The 15602-nt window shown below is 37.0% G+C and carries 12 protein-coding genes and 1 pseudogene; 11 read left to right on the plus strand and 2 right to left on the minus strand.

All coding sequences use genetic code 11. The features are described 5' to 3' along the window. Positions 1 to 347: 347 nt before the first annotated feature. From prmC to dusB, 8 genes are all read left to right on the plus strand, one after another. Positions 348 to 1229 carry a peptide chain release factor N(5)-glutamine methyltransferase gene (gene prmC / locus EDM02_RS04180; RefSeq protein WP_123663335.1) on the plus strand — a complete coding sequence of 294 codons (882 nt, stop codon included), beginning with the start codon at positions 348 to 350 and terminating at the stop codon, positions 1227 to 1229. Positions 1230 to 1278: 49 nt separating this feature from the next. After that, on the plus strand, positions 1279 to 2226 hold the full coding sequence (locus EDM02_RS04185; RefSeq protein WP_123663337.1) for a hypothetical protein: 948 nt from the start codon (positions 1279 to 1281) through the stop codon (positions 2224 to 2226). Between the two features lie 47 nt (positions 2227 to 2273). Next, positions 2274 to 3242, plus strand: a complete 969-nt coding sequence (locus EDM02_RS04190; protein ID WP_123663339.1) for a Ppx/GppA phosphatase family protein — start codon at positions 2274 to 2276, stop codon at positions 3240 to 3242. A gap of 9 nt (positions 3243 to 3251) precedes the next feature. Then, on the plus strand, positions 3252 to 5657 hold the full coding sequence (gene pheT / locus EDM02_RS04195; protein ID WP_123663341.1) for a phenylalanine--tRNA ligase subunit beta: 2406 nt from the start codon (positions 3252 to 3254) through the stop codon (positions 5655 to 5657). Further along, complete coding sequence (locus EDM02_RS04200) at positions 5638 to 5949, plus strand: hypothetical protein (RefSeq protein ID WP_123663344.1); 312 nt, start codon at positions 5638 to 5640, stop codon at positions 5947 to 5949. Before pheT ends, EDM02_RS04200 begins: the two co-directional genes overlap by 20 nt. Next, entirely contained in the window at positions 5936 to 6256 is a 321-nt protein-coding gene (locus tag EDM02_RS04205; protein ID WP_260215052.1) for a cell division protein ZapA, read from the plus strand. Before EDM02_RS04200 ends, EDM02_RS04205 begins: the two co-directional genes overlap by 14 nt. A 317-nt stretch (positions 6257 to 6573) precedes the next feature. Further along, on the plus strand, positions 6574 to 7860 hold the full coding sequence (locus EDM02_RS04210) for a malic enzyme-like NAD(P)-binding protein (RefSeq protein WP_123663346.1): 1287 nt from the start codon (positions 6574 to 6576) through the stop codon (positions 7858 to 7860). Positions 7861 to 7900: 40 nt separating this feature from the next. Further along, entirely contained in the window at positions 7901 to 8896 is a 996-nt protein-coding gene (gene dusB, locus EDM02_RS04215) for a tRNA dihydrouridine synthase DusB (RefSeq protein WP_123663348.1), read from the plus strand. Positions 8897 to 9347: 451 nt separating this feature from the next. Here the strand turns inward: dusB and EDM02_RS04220 are convergent, their stop codons facing one another. Both EDM02_RS04220 and EDM02_RS04225 read right to left on the minus strand, forming a co-directional pair. After that, the gene (locus EDM02_RS04220; protein WP_123663350.1) at positions 9348 to 11123 is read right to left on the minus strand and encodes a RecQ family ATP-dependent DNA helicase; all 1776 of its coding nucleotides are present in this window, start codon (positions 11121 to 11123) and stop codon (positions 9348 to 9350) included. A 135-nt stretch (positions 11124 to 11258) separates the two neighbouring features. After that, complete coding sequence (locus EDM02_RS04225; protein WP_123663352.1) at positions 11259 to 12176, minus strand: hypothetical protein; 918 nt, start codon at positions 12174 to 12176, stop codon at positions 11259 to 11261. A 665-nt stretch (positions 12177 to 12841) separates the two neighbouring features. Here EDM02_RS04225 and EDM02_RS04230 point away from each other — a divergent pair. From EDM02_RS04230 to dut, 3 genes and pseudogenes are all read left to right on the plus strand, one after another. Continuing rightward, positions 12842 to 13624, plus strand: coding sequence for a DUF3108 domain-containing protein (locus EDM02_RS04230; RefSeq protein WP_184891143.1), 783 nt, complete (start codon positions 12842 to 12844; stop codon positions 13622 to 13624). A 30-nt stretch (positions 13625 to 13654) separates the two neighbouring features. Beyond that, positions 13655 to 15091 carry an Asp-tRNA(Asn)/Glu-tRNA(Gln) amidotransferase subunit GatA gene (gene gatA, locus EDM02_RS04235; protein WP_260215053.1) on the plus strand — a complete coding sequence of 479 codons (1437 nt, stop codon included), beginning with the start codon at positions 13655 to 13657 and terminating at the stop codon, positions 15089 to 15091. Between the two features lie 85 nt (positions 15092 to 15176). Next, positions 15177 to 15602: pseudogene (gene dut / locus EDM02_RS04240) on the plus strand (dUTP diphosphatase); the annotation flags it as partial.

Raw genomic sequence — 15602 nt, forward strand, 5'->3', positions numbered from 1 at the left:
TTTTACGTATATTGCTGCAATAAATGACTCAATTTAATATAATAATTATAAGTTAACTTGCAAAGGTTTCTAACTTTTTAATCGATTTTTTCATCCGTTTTTTGCGTACACGCAAAAAACGGATGAAAAATAGAACCCGCTTCAATCGTCGCTTCAATCAACAGTATCATTACATTATCTTGCTGGAAGCATTTTTAATGTAATACCTTAAATATTAGCCAATCGCTGCAATTTTCTATTGCAACGGTCTCGGTGTGTAGTACTATAACATACTATCTAAAACAAACGTTAGGTAATGTAAGCGTTGAGCATTTAACCACTTCAGTAAGAGAAATTATGACTATCTTATGTATCCATTTTCTAATATAGCTACTTCTACAGTTGAAATAGCTATTCTGGAACTATCGAACCTATTGTGTAAAGAATTAGCGTTTGCTATACAAAATCGATCGGAATGTTGTGCCATTAGTAAACAACTATTGTGTTATTATTTTCAAGTGGAGTCGGCAGATTTTATACTTAACCCCTTACTAAAAATTGTTCCAGCTATGCAAAAAAAACTTCTGGATGCCATAAATAGATTGAAAAAACATGAACCACTTCAATATATCATTGGAGAAGCCTATTTTGCTGGCAACCTTTTTAAGGTAACGCCTGATGTGCTTATTCCACGGCCAGAAACAGAGGAATGGGTAACCTTTTTAATGCACTATGTATCTAATCCAGTTTCTATCCTAGACATAGGAACAGGTAGTGGTTGTATTGCTATTACGCTTAAGCAACAATTTCCGCAAGCGGTAGTAGAAGCAGTGGATATAAGCAAGAAAGCATTAGCCGTTGCTTCCTATAATGCAAAACAATTAGGGGTAGAAGTGCATTTTATAGCCATGGATATATTAACGGAACAGTTGCCTCCCGGCAATTTGTCGTTAATTGTTAGCAATCCTCCCTATATTCGAATGCAGGAAAAAAGCCTTATGCATCCAAATGTACTACACTACGAACCACATTTGGCTTTATTTGTGGATGATGCTGATCCGTTTCTGTTTTATAAACGCATTATCCAGCTAGCGTTCCATCGTTTGGGGCCAAATGGTATACTCTGTTTAGAAATCAACGAAGCATTAGGCAAAAATATTGTAGATTTGCTAGATCGTGCAAGTTTTAAGCAAATAACTTTACATAAAGATCTACATGAAAAAGAAAGATGGGTGATGGCCATGCTTTAGCATAAAATGGCATTTTACATTTAATTATTGATACTTTGAAATAGACGGTATGCACAAAAAAATAAAAACTTTACTGGTCACTGTTGCGCATACATTTTTTAGTTCTGCTATGGTTTCGGCAAATCATATAAATGGTGATTCCGTTAAGGAAGCGTATAACCTTACTAAGGTTCAAGAGATTGCACCATCTCCTGCTTTACCTGAAGCGCTAAACAAGCTTATGGGAAATAAAGAAGTAGTTGCTACAGGTAAAGAAGTAATACCTAGCGATACAGAAAGAGATACAGAAGTAAAGCAAGAGGAGCCCGAAGTAGAGAATAAGACATTACCATTGGTTACATCTGCCCATAAAAACGCGCTGGAATTTTTGCAACTCTTTTTTGTCCCCAAACCGATACTCCTACCTAATTATATTCCGTTTCTACAGCATATTGGCATAAAATTAAATTGGTTTGGGCTGATACGTGGATTATATACAAAGGCTCATCAGACCTATGAAGGGGGCATTGATCTCCATTTTCGTGGCGATATACAATTATCTATTGAGATAGGACAAGGAAATTATCAGCCTAATACCGTCCATAATAATAAATTGTATTTATCAAAAGGAAAATATGGGTCAGGTGCCTTTTTATATGTTGTACATCCCAATAATAATCGTTTTACAAATGCTTATATGGGAATTGCTTATGGACAGTGCCGCTTTAACCTTACGCCTCCTAGTGGTGGTACTACCTCTATGTCTAATCCCCGCATTGCACACTGGTCAAAATTCATTTTGGGTTCTGAGCTTACACTCATTCCGCATAGTGGACTCTATGGAGGCATGCAATTTGGAATATCTCGTCTTTTGTATTGCACCCCAACTGTTGATAATCTGAAATCAAACTATATTATTCCTGGCTATGGCCAAGTGGTAAATAGGCAAATCAATTTTGAAATAATACCATATCTCAAGTGGAGTATATCTTTTTTAGAAAAAAAGATTACCCTTTAGCAGTATCTATAGCATGCGTAATAAAACATCCTTTTAATTTTAATGTTATGGAAAAATTAGCTGTCATTGATTTAGGTACTAATGTTATAAAAGTTTTAGTAGGCATCATTGGCCAAGCAGAATATAGGGTGTTGTACGAAGAAAAATTTATAGGTACTATGAGTAAACAACCGCTGTGGCAAGCTGCTATATCCCTAGTAGACAAAAAAAATATTGTAGATATTTTAGTAAGGATTAAACAAAAAATAGATATAATCGGTGTTAAATATATCGTTGCTAAGGCTACAAGCCTCTTACGTGAAGCACCCAATGCAACTGAAATCATTTCGGATATCCGAGTGGCAACTGATATTGAAGTGGAAATTATTTCAGGTGTAGAAGAGGCAAATCTAATTTATCTTGGCATTAGTGCTTCCCTTACGTTAACAAAACAAAATGGGAATGATGTCATTATTGATATAGGAGGCGGAAGCGTCGAGTGTATTATATTTAACCATGAACAACAATTATGGGAAAAGAGTTTTGAACTTGGTATACGTCGGGTTGCCTCACTATTTTCTTATAATGATCCCATTACAACTGCTCAGGTTGCTGACTTAGAAAAGTATTACCACACTGTTTTAGGGTCATTTTTTGCTGCAGCAAATCTATATAAGCCTCGTAAGCTTATTGGAAGCTCGGGCGCTTTCCGTACATTATTAATGTTATATAAGTTGCATTACCCTTGTACAACCCCTAAAGCAAATGATACCATAAAAAACATATCTATAGAGCAATTCCTTAAAATTTATCATATTATACTGACCACACCCGTTGGCATTTTGGAGAACAAGATTTGCATTGAGCCTGCTTTCTTAAGACTTGTGCCCTTGTCAGCTACCTTGGTTAAATTGATCATGCAAACATGTAATTTACAAGAAATAATGATTACAGATAATTCCTTAATAACCGGCTTATTTATTCGAGAATGGAATCGTTTAAGAAATAAACCTTATGAATCCTATTTGATACCATAGAGATGAATTATGAAAATATCACTAAACTGGCTGAAATCTTATATCGATTTACCTGTGAATACCTTGGAATTAGCAACGCTCTTAACGCAACGCGGGTTAGAAGTTACCCAAATACATCCTACGATTAAAGGCGGCTTAGAAGGACTTATAATAGGTCAAGTAATCTCCTGTACCCCACATCCCAATGCAGATAGGCTACAAAAAACCTTAGTGGATGTTGGATCAGCTAAACCTCTTTCTATTATTTGTGGAGCCCCGAATATACAGGTTGGACTAAAAGTAATAGTAGCACCAGTAGGCACTATTATTTACAATTATATAGCTCAAATTCCTTTTCAAATTAAAAAAGTAAAAATAAGAGGGGAGTTGTCTGAAGGAATGATCTGTTCAGAAAAAGAGATTGGATTAGGTCCAGCAGATGAGGGTATTTTGGCATTAGCTACTACATTACCTGCTGGAACCGCTGCTAAAGTCTATTTTAAAGATGTATTGGATGAAATTTTGGATATCGATATTACACCCAATAGAGCAGACGCCTGTTCACACCTAGGGGTGGCCAGGGATCTTAAAGCCATTTTGCATCTTCCTATTACTTTACCTACTGTGGATGCTTTTAGCACGGTTCCCTGCTCTTTACCATTAAAAATAAGCTCGGTAGATAGCATTTTATGTCCACGTTACTGTGGACTATTGCTTAAAAATGTGACCGTTCAACCATCTCCTACGTGGCTTTGTACTAGATTAGCAAGTATTGGCGTAAAAGCTATTAATAATGTAGTAGATGTAACCAATTTTATACTCTATGCATTAGGTCAACCGCTGCATGCTTTTGATTATGATACCCTTTTGGGTAAGGAGATTATGGTTAAACAATGGTCTCCTGGGGAACGGTTTATGGGCTTGGATGGTGTAGAAAGAACACTGACTGGTGATGAGCTAATGATTTGTGATGTAGCAGGCCCCATAGCAATAGCAGGGGTCCTCGGAGGCATAAGAACAAGCATTACCCATACTACCCAAAATATTTTTATAGAAAGTGCCTATTTTAATCCAACCGCTATAGGGACTACGGCCAGACAGCATAACCTTAGCACTGCTGCTGCTTTTCGGTTTGAACGCGGCACAGATCCTAATATGGTACTGTATGCATTAAAAAGAGCAGCTGTATGGTTACAACAACTTATGCCCGCTGCAGAAATCTCTGAGGTAATAGATCTTTACCCCACTAAATTAGCACATTTTACCATTCCCATTACCTATGCAAAAATTACACGATGCTTGGGTACGGTAATGAGTCCAACCCTTATTAAGCAAATTACAACTGATTTAGAAATTGATATTGAAGATGAAACGCACGAAGGATTTAGGGCTAAGGTACCGCCTTATAGGGTAGACGTAACCCGGGAAATTGATTTTATTGAGGAAATTGCTCGTATTTATGGATATGATGCCCTGTCCATTACAGGTAATTTAACTACCGCTTACTTAGCGCCTAAGAACAAGATAGACCAAGCCTATAAGATTGAACAAGAAATTAGTAAAATGTTAGCAGCTAACAGCTATTATGAAATATGGACCAATTCTCTAAGCAAGACCTACGATGTAGCTATGTGGGGCCAAGAAAAAGAAATTTCGATTCTTAACCCGCTTAGCACATCCACAAATGTATTACGTCATACGCTGCTTTTTAGTGGATTGGAAGTAATTGCCTATAACTTTGCACGTCGTCAATGTGATTTAAAATTTTTTGAGTTTGGAAAAGTCTATAGCCAAGTTGATAGCGAATATAAAGAAGAAAAAAGATTAGCTATTTGGCTTACAGGCCAAATAGAAGAGCCTAATTGGGTACAGCAATTGGGCCCTGTAACGTTACAACAGTTAAGGATGACTATAGAACAATTAACCCAAAAGTTGGGAATAATAGATCTTTCCTATGGGGAAATAACACATCCATACTATAAACAGGCTGCTCAAGTTACACACCAAGGCGTAGAGGTAATGACTCTGGGGCAGGTAAAGCCCTCTATCCTAAATTATTTTTCTATAGCGCAACCTGTTTTTTTTGCAGATATTCAATGGAATAAAATATTAGAAATCAACAGATTGCACCGGTTATATCTACCTATTTCTAAATTCCCTGCTGTCAAAAGAGATCTGGCTTTGGTAGTAAACAAGACCGTTTTATTCGAAAACATAAAAGACTTAGTTTTAAAAAAAGGTCATAAAAATATCCAAGCGGTAAAACTTTTTGACGTATACGAAGGCATACATTTGCCAGCAGACAAAAAGTCTTATGCCATTCGTTTTACTTTACAGGATAAAGAAAAAACATTGGATGATACCCGTATTGATCAAATCATGCATCAGCTCATGCAAACTTTTGAACGTGATTTAAATGCCATCATCAGAAGATAAGCAAGGCGCTCAGGGAGCGAATGGTCCCACAATAGAACGTTTTGAAAAGATATTTATAGAGCTTCTGCAGAGCCATGCGCGTTACCAAAAAAAAACCTTGCAATTGGAACAGGAGAATAGGGATTTAAAAGAGCTATTGCGCATATCAAAAACCCATCTTAATGTATCCACTCAGGTTGATAAAAATTTAAAAAAACCATTTAAATCAGATAAAAATGATGAATTAGTACGTCAAATCAATACGTATATCAAAGAAATAGATATTTGTTTAGCCTATTTTGAACAAGCATAAAATCATGGAAGCGCTTTCTATAAAAATTAAAATCATTGATCGCATGTATCCTGTAAAGGTTCAGCCAGAAGATGAGACCTTTGTAAGACAAGCAAATAAAATGCTAGAGGAGCGCATTAGAAATTATCAAAAAAAGCTTCGTATTCAAGATCAACAAGATTTATTGGCTATGGTGGCATTTGATTGCCTAGTAGAGAACTTTAAAATAAAAAAACAGGATATATCTCAGGCCGATATGCTTATGCAAAAAATAGATGCTTGGAGAGAGGCTATGGAACAGATATTGCAGGGAGAACCCTCAAAATAAGTATCCGTTTACTTGCGTGGTAGAAATGTTTTTAATGTATTTGTTCACTTCCTATTGCAACGGCCTCGGATTGTTTAAAAAGCTCTAATATTTTGCTAATCCTGAATGGCAGCTAATATAAAACAACGAAAGGAGCCTTCCAATAAAAAGCTACTGAATAATACTATTATAAAGAAAACACTTTTGGAATACATGTTTGAAAATGGTAACTTTCAAAGCCGTTACAGCAAACGTCTAAAACAGATTATACTAATAGCGTAACATAGGCGTAACTAAATAATACCAAGCACTATAATAACAATCATCTTCTATACAATATGTCCAAAACAATCGTTACCCATGAAGAAATTTTAGCATATCATGCGCAATTTCCTGCTGGAAAAATAGGTAGCTGTATAACCAAATCATTACATACCCCTCGTGATATCATACTAGCGTATACGCCTGGTGTAGGTACGGTTTGCCAAGAGATTGTAGCATCTAATGATAAGGTTTATCAATATACTGGAAAAGGTAACCTGGTAGCTGTTATTTCAAATGGTACCGCTGTATTAGGCTATGGTAATATTGGCCCATTGGCCGCTAAACCTGTTATGGAAGCAAAAGCAATGATTTTAAAACGTTTCGCTGGAATAGACGCCTTTGATATTGAAATAGATGTTACTACTCCGGAAGATGTCATACAAATTATCAAAGCCATTGCGCCTACTTTTGGTGCACTTAACCTAGAGGATATTAAAGCACCTGAGTGTTTCCAAATTGAAGAAGCGTTAATGGCACAGTTGCAGATACCTGTTATGCATGATGACCAACATGCCACGGCTATTGTAGCCAGTGCAGCTTTACTGAACGCTTTATTAGTTGCAAATAAAGATATTTCGAAAGTACAGATCGTTTTTAGTGGAGCTGGAGCAGGAGCCATAGCTACCGCAAAGCTTTTAATGGTTTTGGGAGCGAAACCCGATCATATCGTTATGTGTGATAGACAAGGGGTAATCCGTAAAGATAGAGAGAAGCTTGACCCTATTAAAGCCCCCTTCGCTACAGATCGTTCCGTACATACCCTGCATGATGCGGTGACTGGAGCAGATGTTTTTATAGGGCTTTCTTCCGGAGATGTATTAATGGCAGAAAGTGTAGCAAAAATGGCTAAAGACCCTATTGTTTTTGGTTTAGCGAATCCGGTACCAGAAATTTCTTACGAAGCGGTTATGTCTGCTAGAGCAGACGTTATCTTTGCTACGGGCCGAGGAGATTACCCTAACCAAGTAAATAATTTACTTGCTTTTCCTTATATTTTTAGGGGCGCTTTAGATGTACAGGCTTCTGCCATCACCACTGCTATGCAACAGGCTGCTGTACAAGCTATTCAAACGCTTGCACATGAAGAAACACCCGTTATGATTCGTAAATATTATGGTAGCAACAGCAGCTTTGGAAAAGAATATCTACTACCCAAACCAATGGATTCGCGTTTACTATCTGTCGTTTCTATAGCAGTTGCGCAAGCAGCCATTGCTTCTGATGTGGCTAAAAAGCTTATTACAGACTGGGATGCATATAGAGGAGAATTATGGGAACGCGTAGGCCATCAAAATGCATAAAAATGCATATATACGATAGCAATAAGTATGTACCTTGATTATGTTAAAAATTGGGAATTACCTATTGAGCAATTTTCCACTTTTATTGGCACCTATGGAAGATGTCAGTGACCCTCCTTTTCGTGCTATATGCAAAGAACAGGGAGCTGATCTCATGTATACGGAGTTTATTTCCTCCGAAGGTCTCATTAGAAATGCTACTAAAAGTGTAAAAAAACTAGAAATATATAATCACGAACGGCCTATTGGCATACAAATCTTTGGAGAAGCCATAGAAACTATGCAAGCAGCGGCTGTCATAGTAGAAAATACACAACCTACTTTATTGGATATTAACTATGGCTGTCCTGTTAAACAGGTAGCTTGCAAAGGAGCGGGTGCTGGTATTCTTTTAGATCTGCCTAAAATGCAGGCTATGGCTGCAGAAATTGTCAAGCAAGTGTCTATTCCAGTTACCGTTAAAACACGGCTAGGATGGGATCATGCATCCATTAAAATTTTAGAAGTAGTGCAACGGCTTCAAGATGTAGGCGTACAAGCAGTAACCATTCATGGAAGAACCCGGCAACAAATGTATAAAGGAGAAGCAGACTGGAGCTATATTGCCCAAGTAAAAGCACACCCCAGTATTCATATTCCTATTTTTGGAAATGGTGATATTGATAACCCTGCTAAAGCTGTAACCTATAAAAAGAGATATGGAGTAGATGGCATTATGATTGGCCGGGCCAGCATTGGCTATCCTTGGATTTTTAGAGAAATCAAACACTACTATGCAACCGGTACATTACTACCCCCCCCTACCCTACAAGAACGTATTGAAACCGTAAAAAAACATTTAGTCCACGCCATACAGTGGAAAGGGGAACGTCTGGGCATACTAGAAATGAGACGCCACTATACAAATTATTTCAGAGGGATTCAGTTCATAAAAAACTATCGATTAAGTTTAGTAGAGGCCCCCTCTTACGCAGTGATATGCGATCTATTAGAGGAAATACTTCATATGCAAATAGGCCAAACACCCACCCTCTAAGCCGTATCCGTTCAATCGTTTGACCTATGTGTATTTGTTCACGTTCGTATTTAGAAATAGCGCAATAATGTAAGTTTATAGAAAATGTATCCGTTCAGTGGAATGGCCTATGCCTATTTAAAAATAGCGCAATAATGTAAGTTTATAAAAAAGGCGCCTTAAAAAAACTGTGGAAAGAAAAGAAAGGAAAAAATAAAAGAAAATCACTTTGTCTGAGCTCCGTAGGAGCGAGATTTGATTTTCGGTTTTTTTCCTTTCTTTTCAGCAGTTTTTTCACCAGCGCTTGATTTTTTTTGGCTACTTTTTTTGATCAAGCAAAAAAAGTAGCTTTAATTGTTATAATCTATAAAATACGGCTACCACGCAAGTGAACGGTCAATGGCGTCAACTTAAGGCAATTCATGATTAGCCTACCCTCCTATTCTACTTGGTTATCAATAACAGCTAAACCTTAAGTTGACGCCATTGAGTGAACGGATACATCAGCAGTTGTACCACACCCGTGCATGGACACCATTTGAGGAGACTTTCGTTTACAAATATCACATTTATTGCAAATGAATTCATCTTCATCAAAATAATCCAATAAAGTAGCCAATCGACAACGCCGGTCATTGGTAATGTATTGTATAACGGCTGCTATTTGCTGGTAAGCATTTTTGTTTTTTTCTTCAATTTTATCAATACGAAGCGGTAGTTCAGCAGTAAGATAACGTGGTGTTAAAAAAGTAATCTGTGGATTTGTTTTTTTATGCATATATTCAATTATTTTTAATCGATGTAATGCATGTAATTGTTCATGTACTTTTGCTTCCATATATTGGATGAGTTGGGCTATTTTCTTTTCATCTATAATACCATATGGGGTAAAAAGTGTACCTCCATAGAGCCTTAACAGTCCTTTAATTAATAGATCATAGGAGGGATGTAGCATTTGAAATGCATACAGTTCTTTTCTAGACAGAAGAAAATAAATCTTAGATGGCTGGTAATAGGCTTCATTGAGCTGGATCAACCCTTCTGATTCTAGTACTTTTAATCCATAATAGGTTTCTTTTGTATAGGATCCTGTTTTTTTTTTAAAATCTTCTAGGTCAAAATCATAGGTCACAAAAGCGTGGGAACCTACCGCTATTGTATAGTAATTAACCAAATGTTGATAAATGTTTCTTACTTGTTCAATCGTAGGATAACTTTCTTTCCATCTCTGTTGTAAAAGTGCAATATCTTGTAAATCATACCAAAGGATAGCATATGCCGGGCTATTATTTCGGCCAGCTCGTCCTGTCTCTTGGCAATAGGCTTCTAACGAGCAAGGTAGATCTAAGTGTACTACTAATGAAACGTCTGCCTTATCAATGCCCATACCAAAGGCTGCTGTGGCTACCATAATCCGCACCTTATTTTGACTCCAGGCTTCTTGTTTCATGGTTCTATCAGCTATCGTTAAACCAGCATGATAAAATTCAGCTGTAATACCATTTTTATTTAAAAAAGCAGCAATGGTTTCTGTTCTTTTACGTGTATTCATATAGATAATAGCTGAACCAGAAGCGTGTTGTAGTGCTTTGAGTAGCTGTGCTTCTTTATGGTCTGCTTTGCGTACCCAGTAAACCAAATTAGGCCTATGAAAAGTTTGGGTAAAAATTAGCGGATTTTTGAGTTGTAAACGCTTTTGAATATCCATCTTAACTTTTTTAGTGGCAGTAGCAGTAAAAGCAATGGTATTGGCTTTTGGAATTTTTTGCTTAAAAAGAGCGATTTCTAAATACGGAGGTCTAAAATCATATCCCCATTGAGAAATACAATGGGCCTCATCTACCACCAGCGTTATAATATTCATCTCAGCGGCCCGAAGCTTAAAAAGATCGGTCTGCAATCGTTCTGGTGAGACATAAAGCAGTTTAACAGGACCATACGCACAATTATCCAATTTTCGTTCTATTTCCAAGCTAGACATGCCTGAGAAAATTGCTTCTGCATAGATGCCTCTTTTGGAAAGTTGTGTTACCTGCTCCTTCATAAGCGCAATAAGTGGCGTAACCACTAGGGTCAAACCTTGCCTACATAAAGCCGGTAGTTGAAAACAAATCGATTTACCACTACCAGTAGGTAAGAAAACCAATACATCCTTACTCTGCAGGATGCTGGTAATAATTTCTTCCTGTAGGGGTCGAAAAGAGTTATATCCCCAATATTTTCGTAATACATCATATATCTGCTCCATGGCCATCTGAGCGTAGGGTGCTTGATTTTTTTTTAATCAAGTAAAAGGTGTGGAAGAGCGTAATTGAGTTGTTTTAGGTTTTAAAATCAGTTTAGAAAAAACGCTAGGCTAATAGATATATTGCGTTAATATCAGTTAGCTTATATCGATAAGCTTACGATAGGTATTTAGCGATTTTATATCGTCTTTGTCTTTTACTTCTTGTATTTCGTCGTTTAAAAACGTATCTAACTTTTTGAGCCCATTTGGTAAAGTTTCTTGCATATCTTTACAGGTTAGGCTATAGGGGTTATCTGCCAACTGGTCAACGCGTTTTAAACTTTCTTCAATACTCGATAGGTTTTCTTTATACTGCAAAGTAGGAGAAGCTTTAATGCGTTTTGCATGGGCCTTTTTAATACTGCTCCATAGCTGTAAGCCAGATGGGCGCTTATCTTTTTTCCATTCCTTTAAATTAAAATGTATTTTTTTAATGGTATGATGTAATTTGTATTCTGATTTAGAAAGGATAAAGTAGAAATAATCGAAATAAGACAATATAGGTTCAGTAAGCCTAGTATTTTCTAGGCTATTGTATGTATCCCTAGCAAATTTTTCTAATGCCTGTTGCGCCTGTATATCCGCTCGTAGTTTTTTAGCTGCCTCTATCATCTGCTCTTCATTTGCTTCTGTGGGCTCCTTGATCAGGCTACCCCAACTATTATAATAATTTGTTAGGGCCTCTAATCCTTGTGCTTCTAGTTTTTGTAGTACTTCTGACCTATAGGCGCTCCAAATTTCATATGGTTCTTTTACTGATCCATTTGCAAGCCATTTAGCTTGTCTAGTTTCTAGTTTTTTTCTAAAACTGGTAATGGCCTTAGGTGATTTTGGTACCAGCATTTCTTTAAATGCTTCTGGCGTGTAGTGCGGGTGCCTGTAATCAGGTGCCGTATGGAATCCCTTCTCCTCTGCTTGAATATTGCGTTTGTTTTTGCAATTTCCACCAATAACTATTAAGGATAATACTGATAAACAACTGTTTAAAAAACATTTTTTTACTTTTATATTCATTTTATAATATATAATGCATTAAAACAACGTGCCCTTATAAAAAAGCTACACAAACCAATAAACCATGTTTGCAAGCATTTAGACCTGAAAACAGCAGATCTTTTTCACCACACATCTGAGTGGATACCAATTTTTTGGTATTTAAAACCCAAGCTAAGATAGCTTTTTCTATCTTTTTTTCCTATTTCATATTTCCCAAATGTCTATGTTGCTGTTTACAGCCTTGGCCATGGAAGTATAGCATACAATCGTATCATACAACTGTATCGTATCATACAACTGTGTTTTTTAGCAAAAAAAGATCAAAATGCACCTTAAGCCCACCTGTGATTAGAAAAGGAAGTATTGAACTTTTCAGTAGGCAGTAGGCAATAGCTTTATTTAAGCTGCTTGGTTTTTAGATTATTTTTTAAATCAAATAAAAAAGAAATAAAAAGTGCTTTCCCATTGCTATGATTTACTTTTCGTAAAAACTACATATGGCATGATGGAATGCCCGTTTATTTAGGATAGATTTGGTTTATTACTCCTTTTACCGTAATCTTGTGTATCATACACTTCACCCAATTTATAATTTATTTACTTAATTTTATTGTTATATCCTCATGGCGTTTATACATATACAATACGTATTAAAGAAGTTATTTTGCCCACTTTATTTGCTTATGGGTTTTTTGATAAGTAATGCAGATGCTCAGGTAACTGTGCCTCCTTTTCGTCAGGGAGAGTGGCTAGAATATCAAGTTTCTTACGGTTATTTGTCTGCAGGCACAGCCACTATGGGGGTAGACGAACAGTTGCATGAGATAAACGGACATGCGTGCTATAAAATTCAAATAAAAGGTGTTTCCGCTAGTGGGTTGGAGTTGCTAAATATTAAAGTAGACAATACCTGGGAATCTTATTTAGATGTGGATCTTTTGCGTCCTCATAAATTTATTGAACATATTCAGGAACATAATTATACAAAAAAAAATCAAACTGATTTTGACTATAAAACAAATCAGGCCAGAGTAGAAATAGCTGAAAGCACCAATAATATGCAACAGGAGGTAACCTACTTTCCTATTCCTAACCACAATATTAAAGATCTTGTAAGTGCTTATTATTCAATGCGTTCTATTGATACTACCCATTTAAAGCCAGGGGATACGTTTGTGATAAGTGGTTTATATGAAAAAAAGATTTATGAAAATATAGTTATCTTATTTCTTGGAAAGAAGGTGATTACCACTAAACTAGGTAAAATCGAAGCGATGGTTTTTGCACCTTTGATTCCTGTTGAAGATAGTATATTTACTGGAAATCGTCCGGTAGAAATATTTATTTCAAATGATGCCAACAAAATTCCGCTAAAACTAAAAGTTAATCTCATGCTAGGTGCAGTAGAGATGGAGCTCTCAGCTTACAAAGGTCTGAAAGAAGAGATGGCTTTCCAAAAACCGTAACCTCTATAAACCGTAACCTCTATTTTACGTATGGCTATTCTGCACGATTATTATTCCTTTAATGTGTTACGCCCCTTACTAGCATCACAAAAAGTTACGGTTACAGAAGTAGTTACCAAGTTATTGCAGCATGTGCAAGAACAAAAGGATCTGAATGCTTTTGTGAATGTGTATGCGCAAGAAATACTAACAAAATCTTATGCTATAAATCAAAAAATACAACAAGCTAAGGGAGGAGCCTTAGCAGGAATGGTTATTGGGTTAAAGGATATGATTTGCTACAAGGATCATCCATTACAGGCCGGTAGCAAAATTTTAACCAATTATATCTCTCCATTTCATGCTACGGTTACCGAACGGCTCTTATCAGCTGATGCGTTGATTATTGGCCATCAGAATTGTGATGAATTTGGTATGGGTTCTTCTTCAGAAAACGCTTATTTTGGTACGGTACTGAATCCCTTAGACAAAACAAGAGTGGCTGGTGGATCCTCTGGTGGCTCAGCAGCAGCTGTAAAAGCAAAAATGTGCCATATTGCCATTGGAACTGATACAGGGGGATCCGTTAGGCAACCAGCTGCATTTTGTGGACTTGTGGGATTTAAACCCTCTTATGGTAGCATTTCTAGACATGGCATAGTGGCCTATGCTTCTTCTTTCGATACAGTTGGTATTTTAGCCCATACCGTAGAAGATTGCGCAAGTGTGCTAGAGGTAATAGCTGGTCCTGATGACTTTGATGATACAGTACCGTCCCAAAAAGTCCCTTATGATGGTAGGACATTGCATAAGTCGGAACGCTATAAAATAGCTTACTTAGCAGAAACATTAACTAATGATGATTTACAGCTGGAAATAAGATCCCATACCATTAGTAGCTTGGAGCTTTTAAAGAAAAAGGGGCATCAAGTAGATAGTGTTGATTTTGCATTACTCAAATATGCCTTGCCTACTTATTACATGCTTGCAAATGCTGAAGCAAGTACCAATTTTGCGCGTTTTGATGGCATTCGTTATGGCTATAGAAGTAGCCATGCTACAACATTGGAAGAGGTATATACGAAGACAAGGACAGAAGGTTTTGCTAGGGAGGTAAAAAAGCGGATTATGCTAGGAGCTTTTGTGCTCAGTGCTTCTCAATGCGAAACACACTATATAAAAGCGATGAAAGTGCGTAATCTGATTAAAAAGGCCTTGCAGGAGATTTTGAGCAGTTATGATTTTATTATATTACCTACGACAACTGCTACTGCTTTTCGGGTTAATAGCTTTACCCATAGTCCTTTGTCTATGTATGGCAGTGATCTTTATACGGTATTAGCCTCAGTAGCCGGCTTACCTGCTATTTCCTTACCAAATGGGGTAGATCAAAAGAATTTACCAATTGGTATCCAAATTATTGGCAGCTATTTTGAGGAAGAAAAGTTGCTTACTTTTGCCCGTTATTTTGAGTCAATGCATATATAAAACATTACCATGCCTATAAAGCGGCTGCATATTTGTACCATACGTAACACGTAACATTAGCCATTTATTTATATTTTATTATTGTATGCAAATTCCCATTATTAATCGATCACACCATCCATTACCTACTCATGCTACAGTAGGGGCTAGTGGCATGGATTTACGTGCCTTTACAGATGAGCCTATTGTGTTGGATCCCTGGCACAGGGTATTGATTGATACAGGGCTTTCGATTGCTTTACCAAAGGGGTATGAGGCTCAAGTACGGTCACGTAGTGGATTGGCATTAAAGTTTGGTGTGGCTGTTTTAAATAGCCCTGGGACGATTGACGCAGATTATAGAGGGGAAATAAAAATATTGCTTATTAACTTATCTTTTCAACCCTTTATGGTGCAGGATGGGGCAAGAATAGCACAGCTGATAATAGCAAAATATGAGCCGATCTCTTGGCAAGTGGTATCTGTTCTTGATGAAACGGCGAGGGGAGAGGCAGGGCATGGAAGTACTGGA

The sequence above is a fragment of the Candidatus Cardinium hertigii genome, from assembly GCF_003788695.1.

Excerpts from the sequence above, each read along its gene's own strand:
- prmC (WP_123663335.1), top strand. The coding sequence starts at position 348 with ATGTATCCATTTTCTAATATAGCTACTTCTACAGTTGAAATAGCTATT.
- EDM02_RS04185 (WP_123663337.1), top strand. The coding sequence starts at position 1,279 with ATGCACAAAAAAATAAAAACTTTACTGGTCACTGTTGCGCATACATTT.
- EDM02_RS04190 (WP_123663339.1), top strand. The coding sequence starts at position 2,274 with ATGGAAAAATTAGCTGTCATTGATTTAGGTACTAATGTTATAAAAGTT.
- pheT (WP_123663341.1), top strand. The coding sequence starts at position 3,252 with ATGAAAATATCACTAAACTGGCTGAAATCTTATATCGATTTACCTGTG.
- EDM02_RS04200 (WP_123663344.1), top strand. The coding sequence starts at position 5,638 with ATGCCATCATCAGAAGATAAGCAAGGCGCTCAGGGAGCGAATGGTCCC.
- EDM02_RS04210 (WP_123663346.1), top strand. The coding sequence starts at position 6,574 with ATGTCCAAAACAATCGTTACCCATGAAGAAATTTTAGCATATCATGCG.
- dusB (WP_123663348.1), top strand. The coding sequence starts at position 7,901 with ATGTTAAAAATTGGGAATTACCTATTGAGCAATTTTCCACTTTTATTG.
- EDM02_RS04220 (WP_123663350.1), bottom strand. The coding sequence starts at position 11,123 with ATGGAGCAGATATATGATGTATTACGAAAATATTGGGGATATAACTCT.
- EDM02_RS04225 (WP_123663352.1), bottom strand. The coding sequence starts at position 12,176 with ATGAATATAAAAGTAAAAAAATGTTTTTTAAACAGTTGTTTATCAGTA.
- EDM02_RS04230 (WP_184891143.1), top strand. The coding sequence starts at position 12,842 with ATGGGTTTTTTGATAAGTAATGCAGATGCTCAGGTAACTGTGCCTCCT.
- gatA (WP_260215053.1), top strand. The coding sequence starts at position 13,655 with ATGGCTATTCTGCACGATTATTATTCCTTTAATGTGTTACGCCCCTTA.